14 protein-coding genes and 1 tRNA gene are annotated in these 18092 nt (G+C 66.8%); 9 read left to right on the top strand and 6 right to left on the bottom strand.

All coding sequences use genetic code 11. The features are described 5' to 3' along the window. Position 1 precedes the first annotated feature (1 nt). The 3 genes from ABIB15_RS10170 to serS all read right to left on the bottom strand — a co-directional run bounded on the left by ABIB15_RS10170 (position 2) and on the right by serS (position 2285). Positions 2-86 (bottom strand) — tRNA-Ser (locus ABIB15_RS10170). 58 nt (positions 87-144) lie between these two features. Further along, positions 145-1020: an HAD family hydrolase gene (locus tag ABIB15_RS10165; protein WP_354477823.1), complete on the bottom strand. Its 876-nt coding sequence runs from the start codon at positions 1018-1020 to the stop codon at positions 145-147. Continuing rightward, positions 1017-2285, bottom strand: a complete 1269-nt coding sequence (gene serS, locus ABIB15_RS10160; protein WP_354477820.1) for a serine--tRNA ligase — start codon at positions 2283-2285, stop codon at positions 1017-1019. The genes ABIB15_RS10165 and serS overlap by 4 nt, the downstream gene beginning before the upstream one ends. Positions 2286-2323: 38 nt before the next feature. Between serS and ABIB15_RS10155 the strand changes: the two genes are divergently transcribed. Beyond that, positions 2324-3442: a diacylglycerol/lipid kinase family protein gene (locus ABIB15_RS10155; protein WP_354477817.1), complete on the top strand. Its 1119-nt coding sequence runs from the start codon at positions 2324-2326 to the stop codon at positions 3440-3442. Between the two features lie 12 nt (positions 3443-3454). Here the strand turns inward: ABIB15_RS10155 and ABIB15_RS10150 are convergent. Beyond that, positions 3455-4352 (bottom strand): IS5 family transposase gene (locus ABIB15_RS10150; protein ID WP_502908943.1). Its coding sequence is split into 2 segments (ribosomal slippage): positions 3455-4016 and positions 4015-4352, totalling 900 coding nucleotides; the frame shifts between segments, so codons are not numbered across the junction. Between the two features lie 47 nt (positions 4353-4399). Next, positions 4400-5386 carry a prephenate dehydratase gene (gene pheA, locus ABIB15_RS10145; protein WP_354477814.1) on the bottom strand — a complete coding sequence of 329 codons (987 nt, stop codon included), beginning with the start codon at positions 5384-5386 and terminating at the stop codon, positions 4400-4402. A 97-nt stretch (positions 5387-5483) separates the two neighbouring features. Here pheA and pgm point away from each other — a divergent pair, with 97 nt between their 5' ends. Next, complete coding sequence (pgm, locus tag ABIB15_RS10140) at positions 5484-7103, top strand: phosphoglucomutase (alpha-D-glucose-1,6-bisphosphate-dependent) (RefSeq protein ID WP_354477812.1); 1620 nt, start codon at positions 5484-5486, stop codon at positions 7101-7103. A 177-nt stretch (positions 7104-7280) separates the two neighbouring features. Here pgm and ABIB15_RS10135 read toward each other — a convergent pair whose 3' ends face one another. Then, positions 7281-8135, bottom strand: coding sequence for a M15 family metallopeptidase (locus ABIB15_RS10135; protein ID WP_354477809.1), 855 nt, complete (start codon positions 8133-8135; stop codon positions 7281-7283). 257 nt (positions 8136-8392) lie between these two features. Here ABIB15_RS10135 and ABIB15_RS10130 point away from each other — a divergent pair, with 257 nt between their 5' ends. The 7 genes from ABIB15_RS10130 (at position 8393) to ABIB15_RS10100 (ending at position 18085) form a co-directional block, all read left to right on the top strand. Continuing rightward, complete coding sequence (locus ABIB15_RS10130) at positions 8393-10087, top strand: MDR family MFS transporter (protein WP_354478064.1); 1695 nt, start codon at positions 8393-8395, stop codon at positions 10085-10087. A gap of 350 nt (positions 10088-10437) precedes the next feature. Then, entirely contained in the window at positions 10438-11712 is a 1275-nt protein-coding gene (locus ABIB15_RS10125; RefSeq protein ID WP_354477807.1) for an extracellular solute-binding protein, read from the top strand. An 85-nt stretch (positions 11713-11797) separates the two neighbouring features. Beyond that, entirely contained in the window at positions 11798-12766 is a 969-nt protein-coding gene (locus ABIB15_RS10120; RefSeq protein WP_354477804.1) for a carbohydrate ABC transporter permease, read from the top strand. Beyond that, a complete protein-coding gene (locus tag ABIB15_RS10115; RefSeq protein WP_354477801.1) occupies positions 12763-13692 on the top strand; it encodes a carbohydrate ABC transporter permease in 930 nt (309 codons plus the stop codon). Before ABIB15_RS10120 ends, ABIB15_RS10115 begins: the two co-directional genes overlap by 4 nt. Then, complete coding sequence (locus ABIB15_RS10110) at positions 13689-15125, top strand: GH1 family beta-glucosidase (protein WP_354477798.1); 1437 nt, start codon at positions 13689-13691, stop codon at positions 15123-15125. Before ABIB15_RS10115 ends, ABIB15_RS10110 begins: the two co-directional genes overlap by 4 nt. A 9-nt stretch (positions 15126-15134) precedes the next feature. Then, a complete protein-coding gene (locus ABIB15_RS10105; RefSeq protein WP_354477795.1) occupies positions 15135-16163 on the top strand; it encodes a LacI family DNA-binding transcriptional regulator in 1029 nt (342 codons plus the stop codon). A 275-nt stretch (positions 16164-16438) separates the two neighbouring features. Beyond that, positions 16439-18085 (top strand): HNH endonuclease, encoded by a 1647-nt coding sequence (locus tag ABIB15_RS10100; protein WP_354477792.1) that lies wholly within the window; start codon positions 16439-16441, stop codon positions 18083-18085. Positions 18086-18092: the final 7 nt, after the last annotated feature.

The raw sequence follows: 18092 nt of genomic DNA, 5'->3' as shown, positions 1-18092 counted from the left end.
GCGGAGGGCGTGGGATTCGAACCCACGAATGCTTTCGCATCACCAGTTTTCAAGACTGGCTCCATCGGCCGCTCGGACAGCCCTCCCCGGAGTTCAGGCCCGATCATAACCGATTAATGTTTCGGTCAGGCGCACGCCGATTATCTAGATGCTGCGGAAGAGTTTGGCCACGCCGTCGTCCCAGTCGCTGGAGGTGTGCTCGTTGGCTACCTCGCGCACGACATCCGGTGCCTGGCCCATCGCGACGCCACGGCCGCGCAGGGAAGCCCACTCGAGCATGTCGATGTCGTTGCGGCCGTCGCCGACGGCCATGACGTGCGTGCGCGGGATGCCGAGGCTCGCACGCACCCGCTCCATGGCGGTGGCCTTGTTGACGCCGTCGGGGGCGATGTCGAGCCACGCCGTCCAGCCCACGTTGTAGCTGACCCGGTGGAGTCCCATCTGCTCGACGATGGTGAGGAACTCCTCCATGTCGTGCTCGGGGGAGACCACGACAACGCGGGTGGCCTCGTAGGTGAGCAGCTGCTCGAATTCGACCTTCTCGCTCAGGGCGCCGAGGGTCGTGTCGGGGAAGTAGCCGGTGTACCGGTAGAACCCGTCGGCGTCCTCGACGGCGTAGCTGGCCTTCTCGAGGCTCCCCCTGATCGTCGTGAGCACGCGGGCCGGGTTGAAGGTCTCGACGTGGTGGTGCACGTAGTTCGTCGGCTCGCTCTCATCGCGCTTGAGAGTGATCGCGCCGTTCGAGCAGACCACGAAGCCAGGGGTGAGCTCGAGCCGGTCCAGCACCGGGAGTGTCATCGAGACGGACCGGCCGGTCGCGAGCATGACCTCGTGCCCGAGGTCGCGCACGCGGCGCACCTCCGCGTGAACGTGATCGCTGATGACCCCGTCCTCGCGCAGCACGGTGCCGTCGATATCGAGGGCGATGAGGAGGCGCCCGTCGTGGCTCGCCGACGCCGTGCTCTCGGGCACGGAGCTGTCGGACGTCGTGCCGTCGGACGTCGTGCTGTCGGACGTCATAGGGAGTCCGGCTCGATGATCTCGAGGCCGCCCAGGTACGGGCGGAGGGCATCCGGAACCACAACGGAGCCGTCGGCACACTGGTGCGTCTCGAGGAGGGCCACGATCCACCTCGTGGTCGCGAGCGTGCCGTTGAGGGTGGCGACGGGGGCGGTCTTGCCTGACTCGGTGCGGTAGCGGATGTCGAGGCGCCGGGCCTGGTACGTCGTGCAGTTGCTCGTGCTCGTCAGCTCGCGGTACGCGCCCTGGGTGGGAACCCACGCCTCGACGTCGTATTTGCGCGCCGCGCTCGACCCGAGATCGCCGGCGGCGGTGTCGATCACGCGGTAGCTGAGACCGAGCGCGCCGAGCATGTTCTCCTGGAAGGCGAGCAGGCGCTCGTGCTCCGCCGCGGCATTCTCCGGCAGCACGTAGCTGAACATCTCGAGCTTGTTGAATTGGTGCACGCGGATGATCCCCCTGGTGTCCTTTCCGCCGGAGCCGGCTTCACGGCGATAGCACGTGGACCAGCCCGCGTAGCGGAGCGGGCCCGCGGTGAGGTCGAGGATCTCGTCGGAGTGGTAGCCGGCGAGGGCCACCTCGCTCGTGCCGGTGAGGTAGAGGTCGTCGGCCGGGAGGTAGTAGATCTCGTCGGCATGCTCACCAAGGAACCCGGTGCCGCGCATGATCTCCGGCTTGACGAGGGTCGGGGTGATGAGCGGGATGAAGCCGCCCGCGAGCGCGCGGTCGAGGCCCATGTTCATGATCGCGAGTTCGAGCCTCGCCCCGATTCCCCGGAGGAACGAGAAGCGCGCCCCGGACACCTTCGCGCCGCGACCCATGTCGATCGCGCCGAGCAGCTCGCCGAGTTCGAGGTGATCGCGCGGCTCGAAGTCGAACCGCGGCTTCTCGCCGACCGACTTGAGCAGCACGAAGTCATCTTCGCCGCCGGCCGGCACACCGTCGAGGATCGGGTTCGCGATGCTGCCGACGATCCGGTCAAACTCCGCATCGGCATCCGCCGCCGCCGCGCTCGCGGCCTTCACCCGCGCGGCGAGGTCCTGCGCCTCGGCCACGAGCTGCTTCTTCTCGTCCTTGGCCGCCTGCGCGACGCGCTTGCCGAACAGGTTCTGGCTCGCACGGAGGGTCTCGAACTCGTTGATTGCCGTTCGGCGGGCGGCATCCGCGACGAGCGCCTCGTCGACCAGCTCGACGGATGCTCCGCGCGCGGCCTGCGAGGACCGGACGATATCGGGATTTTCGCGTAGTAGCTGCGCATCGATCACTCCCCGATTCTAGTTGGAGCATGGGTTAGCGTTTACTCGTGACCATCGCTCCCGAGAACGACTCGACAGCTCAGCCCGCCGACCCCGCCGACGTTGCCGAGGAGGTGCTCGCCCCTGATGCCGGGCCAGCGGAGAAGAAGATCGCCAAGAGGACGGCGGTGAAGACAGAGGCGCAGAAGACCGGACATGCGGCGTTCGAGAAGGTTGCGGCCGTCATCTACAACCCGATCAAGGTCGACCTGCCGCTACTCAAGGCGGCCGTCGCCGCGGGCGAAAAGACCGCGGGCTGGCGTGAGACCCTGTGGTTCGAGACCTCGAAGGAGGACCCGGGACAGAAGGTCGCCGCCGAGGTCCTCAGCCACGATGTCGACGTGATCATGATCGCCGGCGGCGACGGTACCGTGCGCGCGGTGGCCGAGGCGGTGCGCGGGTCCGATGTTCCCGTCGGGCTCATCCCCTCGGGAACCGGCAACCTGCTCGCCCGCAACCTCAAGCTCACCCTCGACAGCCTCGACCACGCGGTGAGCACGGCCTTCGCGGGCACCGATCGATCGATCGACCTCGGACTGGTTGAGGTCGAGCGCGAGGACGCCACCAAGGAGAGATTCGTGTTTCTCGTTATGGCGGGGCTCGGGCTCGACGCGCAGATGATCGCGAACACCGACCCCGACCTCAAGAAGAAGGTCGGCTGGATCGCGTACGTCGACGCGATCCGCAAGTCCCTCAGGGGCGACAACAGCCTCAACATCCGCTACAACCTCGACCGGCAGGGCAACCGCACGGTCCGGGTGCACACGGTCATGATCGGCAACTGCGGGTCGCTGCCCGGCAACATCCTGCTCCTGCCGGATGCCGCCGTCGACGACGGTATGTTCGACATTGTGGCGCTGCGTCCCGAGGGTTTCTTTGGCTGGGTGCAGATCTGGGTGAAGATCGTGTGGGAGAACGGCGTGCTGCGGCGCAGCCAGGTCGGCCGCAAGCTCATGGGCATGACCAAGGAGGTGCGCACGCTGCGCTACCTGCAGGGCAAGGAGCTCGTGATGCGCCTCGACCGGGCGGAGGAGTTCGAGCTCGACGGCGACGGCTTCGGCAAGGTCGTCGCGGTCAAGGCGACTGTCGAGCACCTCGGCCTCACCGTGAAGGTGCCCGCCGGGTAGACCGCGCCGCGGCTAGGGCGTGTCTCGTAATGCCTTGAGCCAGATGATGATCGCGCGCAGGACGACTCCGCCGCGGTAGGTGATGGCGAGTTTGTCGTAGCGGGTCGCGATGCCGCGCCACTGCTTGATGTCGTTGAAGGACCGTTCCACGACGTTGCGGCGCTTGTAGATCTCCCGGTCGAGAGACGGCGGTCGGCCGCCTTTGCTGCCGCGTCGCTTCCGGTTCGCGATCTGGTCCGCAGGCTCGGGAATGACCGCCTGAATGCCGCGATCCCGGAGTAACTTGCGGATTGCCTTGGAGGAATACGCTTTATCGCCCAACGTCCGGTCCGGGGTCGTCCGCGGCCGCCCCCGACCGGCTCCGGCAACCCGCAAGCAGTCCAGCAGGTGCGGGAACATCGGGGCGTCACCGCCCTGACCTGGAGCGATGATCACCACCAGAGGGCGCAGTCTCGCATCACACAACTGGTGGATCTTCGTGGTCAAACCCCCGCGAGACCGGCCAATTGCATGATCAGGAGGCTCGAGCTGATAATTCTTGTAATTCGACAGACCCCCCTGTGTGGCGCGGGAGGTTGGTGGCGTGCTGGTGAGCCCGGTTCACCGTCGAGTCCACCGACACCTCCCACTCGATCAGGCCCGCAGATTCGGCATCGCCCAGCAGTCTCGCGAGGATCTCGTCCCAGGTCCCGTCGCCGGAGAACCGACGGTGACGTTTCCAGACTGTCTGCCACGGGCCGAAACTCTCTGGCAGATCCCGCCAGGGAATCCCGGCCCGATACCGGTAGATGATGCCCTCCATCACTCGCCGGTGGTCCCGGAACGGCCGCCCGGCACGACCTCCCGAGGAAGGCATCAACGACTCGATTCGAGCCCACTGGTCATCCGACAACACAGCATCACGCGTCATGCCGAAAATGATGCCAAACGATCAGACCAAGGATAGGGAGACACGCCCTAGTCGCTCTCGCCGGCGATGAGCCCGCGCAGCCAGTCGCGGGCGTCCGCGAAGGCGTCGTCGCCGTAGCGGTCGGTGACCTCGACGCGGATGCGGTCGGCCCGCGGGTACGAGCCCAGGAAGATCACGTTGGGACTGAACCGCTTGAGCCCGAGCAGCGCGTCGGCCACCCGCTCGTCGAGGATGTGGCCGTCGAGGTCGATCACGAAGCGGTACCGGCCGAGTGCGTCGCCGATCGGCCGCGACTCGAGCAGGCTCATGTTCACGCCGCGGGTGGCGAACTGCTCGAGCATCTCGAGCAGCGCCCCTGCCCTGTCGTCCGGCAGCTCGGCGATGAGGCTCGTCTTGTCCGCCCCTGTCGCCGCGGGGGTCGGAACGGTGCGGCTCACCAGCACGAACCTCGTCACCGCGCTCGGATTGTCGCCGATATCCTCGGCGAGCACGACGAGGTCGTGGTGCTTGGTGATGTTCCGCGGCGCGATCGCGGCGTCTGCCAGCCCGTTCTCGAACAGCGATGCGGCTGCGGCGACGTTCGACGTGGCGGGGATGTGCCCGTGGGACGGAAGAACGGCGTCGAGCCACAGGTGGCACTGCGCGTAGGCGACCGGATGCGCGTTCACGACTTTCACGTCGGCAAGGGTCGTTCCGGGCCTGGCCACGAACACGAAGTTGACCGGCACGAGGTACTCGCCGATGATGCGGAGGTTGGGCACGTTGGCGAGGGCATCCTGGGTCGCACTTACCCCGCCCTCGACGGAGTTCTCGATCGCGATCATCGCCGCGACGCTGCGACCGGAGACCACGTCGTCGAGGGCCTCGCCGACGTTGTTGACAGAGCGCCACGGCTTGCCGGCAGCCTCGGGGACCTGCGCGAGGGCGGCTTCGGTGAACGTGCCGGCGGGGCCCAGGAAGCTGTAGGTGTCGGATGCTGCGGTCGCTGGTCGGCTGGTCGGCTGGTCGCGTGTCGGCAGGTCGCTCTCGGGCATGCGTCGAGCCTAGGGCAGCCCACGCCAACGGCCCTCCTCGTCGGATAAATGCCGTGCAACCGGGCGCGGCGGGGCGGGGCGGTGCCAGACTGTCTGCATGAATGCTCGCGCAGGCCAGCAGGCCCAGGAATCAGACCTCATCGACGTGAAGGCGCTCGTCGCCGCGTACTATGCACTCGTCCCGGACGTCACCAATCCCGACCAGAAGGTCGCGTTCGGAACATCCGGCCATCGCGGCTCGTCGCTCGACAGCGCCTTCAACGAGACGCACATCTTCGCGATCACCCAGGCGATTTTGGAGTACCGCGCCTCGCAGGGGATCACCGGGCCGCTGTTCATCGGCAAGGACACTCACGCCCTCTCCCGCCCGGCCGAGACGACGGCGCTCGAGGTGCTCACCGCCAACGGGGTTCGCGCACTCGTCGACGAGTTCGACGACTTCGTGCCGACGCCGGCGCTGAGCCACGCGATCATCGCCTACAACCGCGCTGGACACGACGATCAGGCCGACGGCATCGTCATCACCCCGTCGCACAACCCGCCCCGTGATGGCGGCTTCAAGTACAACCCGCCGCACGGCGGCCCGGCCGACAGCGACGCGACAAGCTGGATCGCGAACCGGGCGAACGAGCTCATCGCGAACGAGAACCGCGAGGTGAAGGCCGCAGAGCCGAGCGGAGTCGAGACCTACGATTACCGCGGACAGTACGTCGCCGACCTCGCCACAATCATCGACTTTGACGCCATCAAGAAGGCGGGCATCCGCATCGGCGCCGACCCGCTCGGCGGGGCGAGCGTGCACTATTGGCAGCTCATTGCCGACACCTACGGCATCGACCTCACCGTCGTGAACCCCGTCGTCGACCCCGCGTGGGGCTTCATGACGCTCGACTGGGATGGGAAGATCCGGATGGACCCGTCGTCGCCGTCGGCAATGGCATCGGTTCTCGCCCACAAAGATGACTTCGACATTCTCACCGGCAACGACGCGGATGCCGACCGGCACGGCATCGTCACGCCCGACGGCGGGCTGATGAACCCGAACCACTTCCTCGCGGTGGCGATCCAGTACCTCTACACGCACCGCCCGCAGTGGAGCGAGGACGCCGCGATCGGCAAGACCCTCGTCTCGAGCACCATGATCGACCGGGTCGCCGAGTCGCTCGGCCGCCGCCTCTGGGAGGTCCCGGTGGGCTTCAAGTGGTTCGTCTCCGGCCTGATCGACGGATCGGTCGCCTTCGGCGGAGAGGAGTCGGCCGGTGCGAGCTTCCTGCGCATGGACGGCACCGCCTGGACAACCGACAAGGACGGCATCATCCTCGCCCTCGTCGCGAGCGAGATCCTCGCGGTGACCGGCAAGACCCCGTCGCAGCTCTATGCGGAGCTGACCGAGAAGTTCGGCGCGCCCGTCTACGAGCGGGTGGATGCCGCGGCGACGAAGGCGCAGAAGACAGCGCTCGGCAAGATCACCGGTGCCGCGATCACCGCGACCGAGCTCGCCGGCGAGCCGATCCTCGCGCGCCTGAGCGAAGCGCCCGGGAACGGCGCGGCGGTCGGAGGCGTGAAGGTGGTGACCGAGAACGCCTGGTTCGCGGCCAGGCCGAGCGGCACCGAGGACGTCTACAAGATCTACGCCGAGTCGTTCAAGGGCACCGAGCACCTGCGGCAGGTGCAGGCGGAGGCGAAGCTCATCGTCGACGCGGCCCTCGCCGGCTAGCAGCGCTTGCTTTCATTATTCAGGAGTGGGCAGCAGAATTCAGGAGTACCGGGGCCGGGCTGAGGTCACCGGCCTCGACCCTGCGCCGTGATTTCGGCATCTGCGATCCACCGCCTGGCTACCCCTCCGCTGCCAGTCCTGATTTCTGACAGTCACTCCTGAATAATGAAAGCGACGTCAGCCGGCGTAGTTTGCGGCGGCGGGCAGGCCGAAGAACTCCTCGAGCGTCTCGACGCCGCGCTCGCGCATCTCGGTCGACAGCTTGGTGCCGACGTAGCGGAAGTGCCACGGCTCGTAGATGAAGCCCGTGACATCCGTCATTCCGGCCGGGTAGCGCAGGATGAAGCCGAACCGGTAGGCGTTGCCGGCGAGCCAGACTCCCTCCGGCGTCTGCCCGAAGCACTCCTGGATGGAGCAGCGCGCCGGCAGCGAGGTGATGTCGACGCCGAAGCCGGTCTGGTGCTCGCTATGCCCGGGGCGCGCGCTCTGGGCATCCGCGCTCGCCTGGCCGACGCGCGACACCCAGTCGCCGTAGACGCGCACCTGCGTGTCGTAGGAGCGATACGCGTTCTGGATCTGCAAAGCGCCGGCGCCCTCTGCCGCCGCCGCGGCGAACATCACGGCGATCGCGGTGGCGGCATCCGGCCTCATGTACGGATTCGAGACGAACGGCACCGTGGCCGCAACGAGGTCGGGGGGCACGAACCCGACCGGGCTGAGCGGTCGGAGCTTGTTGCTCACGACCCACCGGCTCGCGGGGTCGTCGATCGAGTGGAGCGCCGCGTTGAAGCCCGGGTCGACGGGAGCGGGCGTGGGTGCCGGCGTGGGCTCGACCGGGGAGGCGGATGCCGACGGTGCCGGCGCACGGGACGGGGAGGGCGTGACCGAGGGTGTCGGCGAGGCCGAGCGCGACAGTGAATACTGCCAACCGTCCTGCGCGGAGAGGAACTCTGACTCGCAGGCAGTGAGGCCGAACGAGACGACGGTGACCGTGGCGGCCGCGACGAGTGCGCGGGCCAACCGACGAGTCACTCGGCGTGTCACTCGATCGTGCATTCCACGGCTCCTCACGAGGCGACGCATCCGGGGTTTCGGTATCAGCAGCGCACTTGCAGCACGCTTGCACAAGGTGTAACTTTGCAGTCTCCGCAAAGTTTTGCGCCAACGACGTGCGCCGCTTGCCTGAGCATATTTTACCAACGCCACCAGAACGAGGTTCCATGTCACGCGTCAAGTCCCAGGCGAGTTCCAGCGCGAGGAAGTCCGCCGTCGCCGACCCCGGCGCGGTCATGAGCCACCGCCAGATCCTGTTCGTGATCTTCGGCCTGATGGCCGGCATGTTCCTCTCGGCGCTGGACCAGACGGTGGTCGGCACCTCGATGCGCACCATCGGCGACGACCTCGACGGTTTGAGCCTGCAGGCCTGGGTCACGACGTCCTACCTGATCGTGGCGACGATCAGCACCCCGATCTACGGCAAGCTCAGCGACATCTTCGGCCGCAGGCCCCTGTTCATCATCGCGATCACGATCTTCCTCCTGGGCTCGCTGCTCGCCGGGTTCTCCACGAGCATGTACGAGCTCGCGATCTTCCGCGCAATCCAGGGCCTCGGCGCAGGCGGCCTGATGGCGCTGCCGCTCACGATCATGGGCGATATGCTCGCGCCGCGCGAGCGAGCCAAATACCAGGGCTACTTCCTCGCCGTGTTCGGGATCTCGAGCGTCATCGGACCGCTCATCGGAGGCTTCTTCGCCGGCACCACCGAGATCCTGTTCGTCACCGGATGGCGCTGGGTGTTCCTGATCAACCTCCCCATCGGCATCGCCGCGCTCGCGATCGTTCTGCGCTTCCTTCACGTTCCGCACTCCAAGCGCCCGGTTCGCATCGACTGGTGGGGGGCGGCCACCGTCATCCTCGCCGCCGTTCCGCTGCTGCTCGTCGCCGAGCAGGGCCGCGAGTGGGGCTGGGGCTCCGGCATCGCCATCGCCTGCTACGCCATCGGCGGGCTGGGCATTGCGGGCTTCATCCTGGCCGAGAAGCTTATGGGCGACGACGCACTCATCCCCCTCAAGCTGTTCTCGTCGCCGACCTTCTCGATGGCCACAGTGCTCGGCGTGCTCGTCGGCTTCGGCATGTTCGGCGCGATGATGACTGTGCCGCTGTACCTGCAGCTCGTGAACGGGGCGACCCCGACCCAGAGCGGATTCCTGATGCTGCCGATGATCCTCGGCCTCATGGTCTCGTCGATCGTCAGCGGCCAACTCATCAGCCGCACCGGCAAGTACAAGCCGTTCCCGATCATCGGCACCGCGTTCATGTCGGCCGGGTTCGGCTGGTTCACCTTCGCGACCTACGACAAGCCCGTGTGGTTCATGATGATCGGGATGCTGCTCGTCGGGCTCGGGCTCGGCCAGCTCATGCAGACCCTCACGCTCGCGAGCCAGAATGCCGTGGGCCCGCGGGACATCGGCGTCGCCACGTCGTCGTCGACCTTCTTCCGGCAGATCGGAGGCACCCTCGGCACTGCGGTCATCTTCTCGGTGCTCTTCACCCGCATCCCCGTTGTGCTCCAGGAGATCTTCTCCAACACCGCCACCCAGCAGTCCCTCGGCGCGGTCGCGAGCCAGCCTTCGGTGCGGGCGGATCCGGCCAACGCCCGGATTTTGGAGCTCCTGGCCGACCCCTCCGGCGTCGGCTCCGCGCTCGACGGCGACACCTCGTTCCTGAACACGGCCGACCCGCGCCTCGCCGCCCCGTTCCTCGAGGGCTTCGCGACGGCATCCGTCTCCGTGTTCTGGGTCAGCCTCACGGTCGTGCTCGTCGCCTTTGTGCTCAGCTTCTTCCTCAAGGCGACGCCGCTGCGTGAGAAGTCGGCGCAGCAGGAGGTGGCCGAAGCGGATGCCGCGGTGCTGGCCCAGAAGGCGGCGAACGAGACCGGCGCCCTGATCGAGCCATCGATGTCACGGCCGCGCGACCGGGACTGACCACCACTGCTGGCCACTGCTTGCCACTGCTTTCATTATTCAGGAGGCTGGCGGTGGCGGCATCCAAAATTCCGCGCGCACGTGCCTCAAACGCCGCAATATCGCGGAATAAGTACAGATTGCGGCAGATTCGTGCGTGTCCACGCCCCGACCGACCTGTCCACTCCTGAATGATGAAAGCCGACCTGCGGGGGATCGTTTGGTATCAATTTGGGAGCGCTCCCAAAAAGGGTTGACAGCTGGTGGGATCCCTGCGCTAGTGTGGCCACGATCCACTGAGAGCGCTCCCATGGCAAGAACTAGGAGCGCTCCCACGATCTCCCTATCCCCACGCACACAAAGGAGTGACCGTGAGCAAATCACGACGCACAACCGCTGCAGCAGCCATCGCCGGCGCGGCCGCATTCGCACTACTCGCAGCGGGCTGCAGCAGCGGCGGCGCCCCCGGCGCCGACGACGAGGTGACCGAGCTCACCCTCGCGACCTTCAACGACTTCGGGTACACCGACGAGATGCTCGCCGAGTACACCGAGCTCACCGGCATCAAGATCGTGCACAACAAGGCCGCCACGTCCGGCGACGCCCGCACCAACTACTTCACCAAGCTCGGCGCCGGCTCCGGCCTCGCCGATGTCGAAGCGGTCGAGATCGACTGGTTCGCCGAGCTGCTCCAGTACTCCGACAAGCTCTACGACCTCTCGAACGACGAGGTCGCCGATCGCTGGGTGCAGTGGAAGACCGACGCGGCCACCGACGCCGACGGCCGCCTCATCGCCTACGGAACCGACATCGGCCCGCAGGCCATCTGCTACCGCTCCGACCTGTTCGCCGAGGCCGGCCTGCCGACCGACCGCGAGGAAGTCGCCGCCATGATCGACGGCGACTGGGCCACCTACTTCGCCGCCGGCGACGAGTTCGTCGCGAACAGCGACGCCGCCTGGTTCGACTCGAGCGGCGCGATCCTCCAGGGCATCCTGAACCAGGAAGAGGAGACCCTCGAGTCCACCGACGGCGAGATCATCGCGACGACCAACCCCGTCGTCGAAGACGCCTACAACACCGTTCTCGATGCGAGCCCCGAGCTCTCCGCGCACCTCGCGCAGTGGAGCGACGACTGGTCGGCTGGATTCGCCAACGGCGCCTTCGCCACGATGCTCTGCCCGAGCTGGATGCTCGGCGTCATCGAGGGCAACGCTCCCGAGGTCGAGGGCTGGGACGTCGCGAACGTCTTCCCGAACGGCGGCGGCAACTGGGGCGGTTCGTACCTGACCGTTCCCGCCCAGAGCAAGAAGGCAGAAGCCGCAAAGGCCTTCGCTGACTGGCTGACCGACCCGGAGCAGCAGCTCAAGGCCTTCGTCGCCACCGGCAACTTCCCGAGCCAGACGAGCCTCTACGAGGCAGAGGAACTGCTCAGCGTGACTCGTCCGTACTTCAACGAGGCACCGACCGGTGAGATCTTCTCCGACCGTTCCGCCGCGATCACCGTCGCACCGTTCAAGAGCGTGAACTACTTCCCGGTCATGGACGCCCTGCAGAACGCGATCACCCGCGTCGATGTCGACAAGACCCAGGATGCGGACGCGTCATGGGAGCAGTTCGTGACCGACGTCGAAGCGATCGGCTAACACCCTCCTCGATGGGCCGGGTCGCGATTCACCGCGACCCGGCCCATTCCCCTGAGTTCCACCCCCTCTACCGCGAGGAGCAGTAATGACAACGCAGTCGCTAGCCGAGGATCGAGAGATTCGGCGCATCACGTTCAGTCACAAGCTGAACCGCTGGGACGTGAAGGTCTCGCCCTACCTCTACATCTCCCCGTTCTTCATCCTCTTCATCCTCACCGGCCTGTTCCCGCTGCTCTACACCGCGTACGTCTCGGTCTACGACTGGCACATCATCGGCGGCCAGGGTGACTTCGCCGGCGCCGGCAACTTTCAGTGGGTTCTCGCCCAGGACAAGTTCTGGGTCGCCCTCCGGAACAGCTTCAGCATCTTCCTGATCTCTGCGATTCCGCAGGTCATCCTCGCGCTGATCATCGCGGCGATCCTCGACCAGAACCTCCGCGCCAAGACCTTCTGGCGCATGGGCGTTCTCGTCCCCTACGTCGTCGCCCCGGTCGCCGTCGCCCTCATCTTCAGCAACATGTTCGGCGACCAGTACGGTCTGGTGAACAATGCGCTCGGACGCATCGGCGTCGACCCGGTCGGCTGGCACTCGCAGGTCGTGCCCAGCCATTTCGCGATCGCGACGATGGTGAACTTCCGCTGGACCGGCTACAACGCGCTCATCTTCCTCGCGGCCATGCAGGCCGTGCCCCGCGATTACTACGAGGCGGCCATGCTCGACGGCGCGGGCCGCATCCGGCAGTTCTTCTCGATCACCATTCCCTCGCTGCGCCCGACGCTGATCTTTGTGATCATCACCTCGACCATCGGCGGACTGCAGATCTTCGACGAGCCGCGCATGTACGACACGACGGGAGCCGGCGGCGCGAGCAGCCAGTGGCTCACGATCACGATGTACATCTACAACCTGGGGTTCGGCCCAGCGGGAGGCGGCCAATTCGGCCGCGCCGCCGCCGCCGCCTGGTTGCTCTTCCTCATCATCATCGTCGTGGGGCTCATCAACCTCGCGGCAACCCGCACCATCGCGACGAGCGGAAGCAGGAGCAGCAAATGACCGCCACAACCGAGCGTCCCGCTCCCCTCACCCCCGCAGGCCCTCCGGTGAAGGCCTACAAGACCAGCCGCAGCGCCAAGCGCCGCGCCAAGGCGATCGCGTCCAATAAGCCATCCACCCTCGGCTATGTGTTCCTTGTCCTGGTCATCCTCGCGTCCCTCTTCCCGCTCTACTGGTCGTTCCTCATCGGAAGCGGCGACTCGTCGACCATCAACAGGCAGGACATCGACTGGCTGCCGGGCGGCAATTTCCTCAGCAATGCCGCGAAGGTCGTGAACGACCCGAGCGTCAACTTCTGGAAGGCGCTCACCAACAGCATCATCGTCTCGACGGTCGTCTCCGCGTCGGTGGTCTTCTTCTCGACCCTCGCCGGCTACGCGTTCGCGAAGCTCAAGTTCCGCGGCAACAAGGGACTGCTGATCTTCGTGATCGCGACAATGGCCGTTCCAACCCAGCTCGGCATCGTGCCGCTGTTCATCGCCATGTCGCAGTGGCTCGGACTGAGCGGCAACATCATGGCGGTCATACTGCCGGCGCTCGTCTCGGCTTTCGGGGTGTTCTGGATGACGCAATACCTCACCCAGACGCTGCCGGATGAGCTCATCGAGGCCGCGAGAGTCGACGGCGCGAGCATGATCCGCACCTTCTGGCACGTAGGCGTGCCCGCCTCCCGCCCTGCCGCCGCGATGCTCGCGCTGTTCATCTTCATCGCGACGTGGACGAACTTCTTCTGGCCGTTCATCATCCTCGACAGCAACAACCCCACCCTCCCGGTGGCGCTGTCGCTTCTCCAGAACAACTTCTTCATCGACTACTCGATCGTGTTGGCCGGGGTGCTGCTGTCGACCATCCCGCTGTTGATCCTCTTCGTGGTCGCGGGCAAGCAGCTCGTCTCCGGAATCATGCAGGGAGCGGTCAAGGGATGACTCAGCTAACCAACCTCACACGGCAGGTCGAGACGCGGACGTTCCCGCCGGCCTTCCTGTTCGGCGCGGCGACCGCTGCCTACCAGATCGAGGGGGCGGCGCACGAAGACGGCCGCACCGACTCGATCTGGGACGCCTTCGCCCGCGTGCCGGGAGCGGTCGTCGGCGCGGAGAACGGCGACGTCGCCTGCGACCACTACCACCGGTACGCGCAGGATGTGGCGATGATGGCCGATCTCGGCCTGCAGACTTACCGCTTCTCGACATCGTGGTCACGGGTGCGGCCCGACGGCGGCCCCGTCAACGCGAAGGGCCTCGCGTTTTACTCGCGGCTCGTCGACGAGCTGCTCGAGAAGAACATCAAGCCCTGGCTCACCCTCTACCACTGGGACCTCCCCCAGGCGCTCGAGGACAGGGGCGGCTGGGCCAACCGCGACACCGCGTACCTCTTCGCGGAGTACGCCGCCTCCGTGCACGATGTGCTCGGCGACCGGGTCGACTCGTGGACGACTCTCAATGAACCGTGGTGCTCCTCGTTCCTGAGCTACATCGCAGGCGAGCATGCGCCGGGCCTGCAGGATCCCGCGGCCGGCCTCGCGGCAGCCCATCACCTGCTTCTCGGCCATGGCCTCGCGGTGCAGGAACTCCGCTCGCGCGACTCGAACCTCGAGCTGGGCATCACGCTCAACCTCACCGTCGCCGACCCGGTGGACCCTGACGATGCCGGCGATCTGGATGCGGCCCGCCGAATCGATGGCCAGTTCAACCGCTTCTTCCTCGATCCCCTCTTTCGCGGCTCCTACCCGGTTGATGTGCTGGATGATGTCGCGGGCCTCGGCTTCGAGGGTGTCGTGCGGCCCGGTGACCTGGAGATCATCTCCACCCCGATCGACGTCCTCGGGGTGAACTACTACCACGGCGAATCGGTGAGCGCCCATCCGGGACCGCTGGGGGAGAGGGCGGCGGCGCCGTCCGAGCGCCCGAAGCGCTCACCGTTCCCCGCCGCGGACGGCGTCTTCTGGCATCCGCGCGGCCTGCCTGTGACCGCGATGGACTGGGAGGTGCAGCCGGAGGGCCTGACCCGCCTGCTGGGGCGGGTGCACCGCGAGTACACGTCGCCGACCGGAACAGGCATTTACGTGACCGAGAACGGCGCGGCCTACAACGACGTCGTGTCCGACGACGGCAGCGTGCATGATGCCGACCGCGTCGAGTTCCTCCGCGATCATCTCGCGGCGATCTTGGACGCGATCGACGACGGCGTGCCCGTCGGCGGCTACTTCTACTGGTCGCTCATGGACAACTTCGAGTGGGCCTGGGGCTACGAGAAGCGGTTCGGCATCGTGAGGGTCGACTACGACACGCAACTGCGCACGCTCAAGGACAGCGCGCTCGAGTACGGCGCCATCATTCGGGACCGACGGCTGAACTAGAATTCCCTTATGATTGCTGCCCATCAGGCGACCCGTCGCGCCGCACCGACCCTCGAGGCCGTTGCGAGCGCGGCGGGCGTGTCGCGCTCCACCGTGTCGCGCGTCGTGAACGGTTCCACCCAGGTGCGCCCGGACGTGGTGGATGCTGTCAACGCGGCCATTGCCCGCCTCGACTACGTGCCGAACCGCGCCGCTCGATCGCTCGCGAGTCGGCAGACGATGGCAATCGCGCTCATCGTGCCCGAGGAGGCGGCGCGATTCTTCGGAGACCCGTTCTTCGCGGCGATCGTCCAAGGAATCACCCGCGGGCTCGAGTCAAGCGACTACGTTCTCAACCTCCAGCTCGCGAGCCGCACGTCCACGTCGCTCAAGACGAAGAAATACCTGCTTGGCGGCAACGTGGACGGGGCAATCGTCGTCTCGCACCACTCCGACGTCGAGTTCTTCTCCGAGCTCGACGCGACGATACCGGTCGTCTTCGGAGGCCGGCCTTTCCACCCGGAGCAACACAGCAACTACTTCGTCGACGTCGACAACGCCGCAGGTGCCGCGCTCGCCACCGAGTACCTCCTCGAAAAGGGGCGCCGCCGGATCGGGACGATCTCCGGTCCCGTCGATATGCAGGCGGCAATCGACCGCACCAAGGGCTGGGTCAGCACCCTCGCCGAAGCCGGGCTGCCCACCGACCTCATCGCGCACGGCGACTTCACCATGGCCAGCGGGGCGAGCGCCATGCGCGACCTCCTCGATCGCGACCCCAATCTCGACGCCGTCTTCGTCGCGAGCGACCTCATGGCCATGGGGGCCATCTCGGTGCTCCGCGAACGGGGCATCTCGGTGCCCGACCAGGTCAGCCTCGTCGGCTTCGACGACAGTCCCGCCGCGACGAGCACCGACCCGCAGCTCACGACGGTGCACCAGCCCTCGACCGAGATGGGGCTGCGGATGGCACACAACCTCCTCGCACTCCTTGCCGGCGAAGAGGTCGAGCGTCAGAGCATCCTGCCGACCCGGCTCGTCGTGCGCGACTCGGCTTAGCCGCGCGCCGCGAGAAGGGCCAGCGCCGAGCGCTGACTTCGTGCTCCCGGCCACAGGGTGCGGGCCCGCGATTCATCCTGTCCTCCCACGGGCCGCCGCGGCGCTCGTTCTCCGCTGGTTTCACGGCGACAACGGGATTGTCGGACCAATGTCGGTGGTCGGGTGTCGACTGTGTCCATGAACGGATTCGGGGTGTCGGTGCAGGGCCTCCGGTCTTCTGCGCGCGGCCATTTTCGGGTGCGTCGGATGTCGGTGGGTGGGTGTTCGCTATGGGTATGAGCGGCTATCGGTGGACGGTGGAGGAGGCGGCGGATTTGGCCGCGTCGATGCTGCAGTTCAATATTGAGGCGGATGCGGAGATGGCCGCCCAGGGGTACCGTCCGGGTGCTGGTTTGCCGTTCGAGGGGATGCCGGCGGAGTTGTTCCCGCATGATCCTGATCTGGATGATCCGCGCTGGGCTGACGAGGACGACTTGCCCGACCATTCAGGGCAGCCCGACTATTCAGGCCCGCCCGAGGAGGCCGGCCGGCCCGGTGCGGGGCTAGATGCCAGTCGTGGGTACCCGTATGGGGTCGCGGCGGGGCCGGGTGGTGCGGGTGAGGCGATGGGGCGGGTCATCGATGCCCTCGAGCGGGTCGAGCGAGGCATTGCCGGGCTGATGGGTGATCGGGTGGTGTTGTTCGAGCAGGCCCGGGTACTCGGGCTGACCGGGGATGAGCGCAGCCGGGCAGGCAGCCGGCAGTTGGCGTTGCGGAGTCTGCGGGCCGAACTGGGTGCGGCGCTGCGGATCCCGGAGCGCACCATCGACGCCTTCCTCGGTGTCAGCCACATCCTGGTCCACGAGCTCCCGGCGACGCTGGAGGCTCTGCGGTCGGGGACCATAAGCTTCGGGCATGCGAGGGTGATGGTCGACTTCGCCTCCGGACTGCCGGGCGAGGCCCGTGCGGTGTTGGAGGGGCAGGCTCTGCCTCATGCGGCTCGGTTGACGGTGGCGAAGTTCAAGCAGAAGGCCCGGATCCTTACCGAGTTGCTTGATCCCGAGTCGATCACGCAGCGCCACGCGCGGGCGCGGGAGGATCGGGAGGTACGTCTGGATCCGCAGCAGGACGGCCTTGCCCTGCTCTCCCAGCTGCTCCCGGCGCCGGAGGCCATCGCTATTTTCAACCGCCTCACCGATGCCGCGACCGCCCTGCAAGGACCCACCGAGGTGCGCACTCTGGCGCAGCTGCGCGCGGACATCTTCAGCGAGGTCATGCTCGACGGCACCAACACGGTCAGTAGCGCCGGCACGAGCAACGCCGACGACCGCCCGCTGGACACGGTGGCCCGCCGCACGCGGCGTACCCGGCGTGCTCGGCGTGCTGCTACCCGACGGAATCGGGCGGTCAGGGTTGCGCTGACCCGTGCGGGGTGGTCCGGGATCCGCGGGGGCGGGTCGCTGCGGGACCGGTACTTCCAAACGCGCCCGAGGCTGAGTGTGACGGTGCCCGCTCTGGTGCTCCTCGGGCTCAGTGAGGAGCCGGGGTCCCTGGACGGGTACGGACCGATCGATGCGAACACCGCCAGGCTGCTCGCCGCCGGTGCGCCGAGCATGATCCGTCTGCTCACCCACCCGGAGACCGGAGCAATCCTCTCGATCGGGCGGGACCGGTACCGGGTGCCCGCAGATCTGCGCGCGTTCCTGCGGGTGCGTGATGAGACATGCCGGTTCCCGGGCTGCTCCCGGCAAGCCGAGCTGTGCGACATCGACCACACCCTGCAGTGGCAGCACCAGCATCCGACAGCGCACTACAACCTTGCCCATTTGTGCCGCTTATGCCGATATCGGCATAAGGGGCATTATTCCGATGTCCGGATTATGCCGATGTTGACGGTGGAGCCCTTGTCTTTGCTGGCCTCCGGGTGGATGTTATCGGCATAATCACAGG

The sequence above is a fragment of the Marisediminicola sp. UYEF4 genome, assembly GCF_040546025.1.
GTDB lineage: Bacteria > Actinomycetota > Actinomycetes > Actinomycetales > Microbacteriaceae > Marisediminicola.
This window is presented reverse-complemented; position numbering and strand designations above follow the sequence as displayed.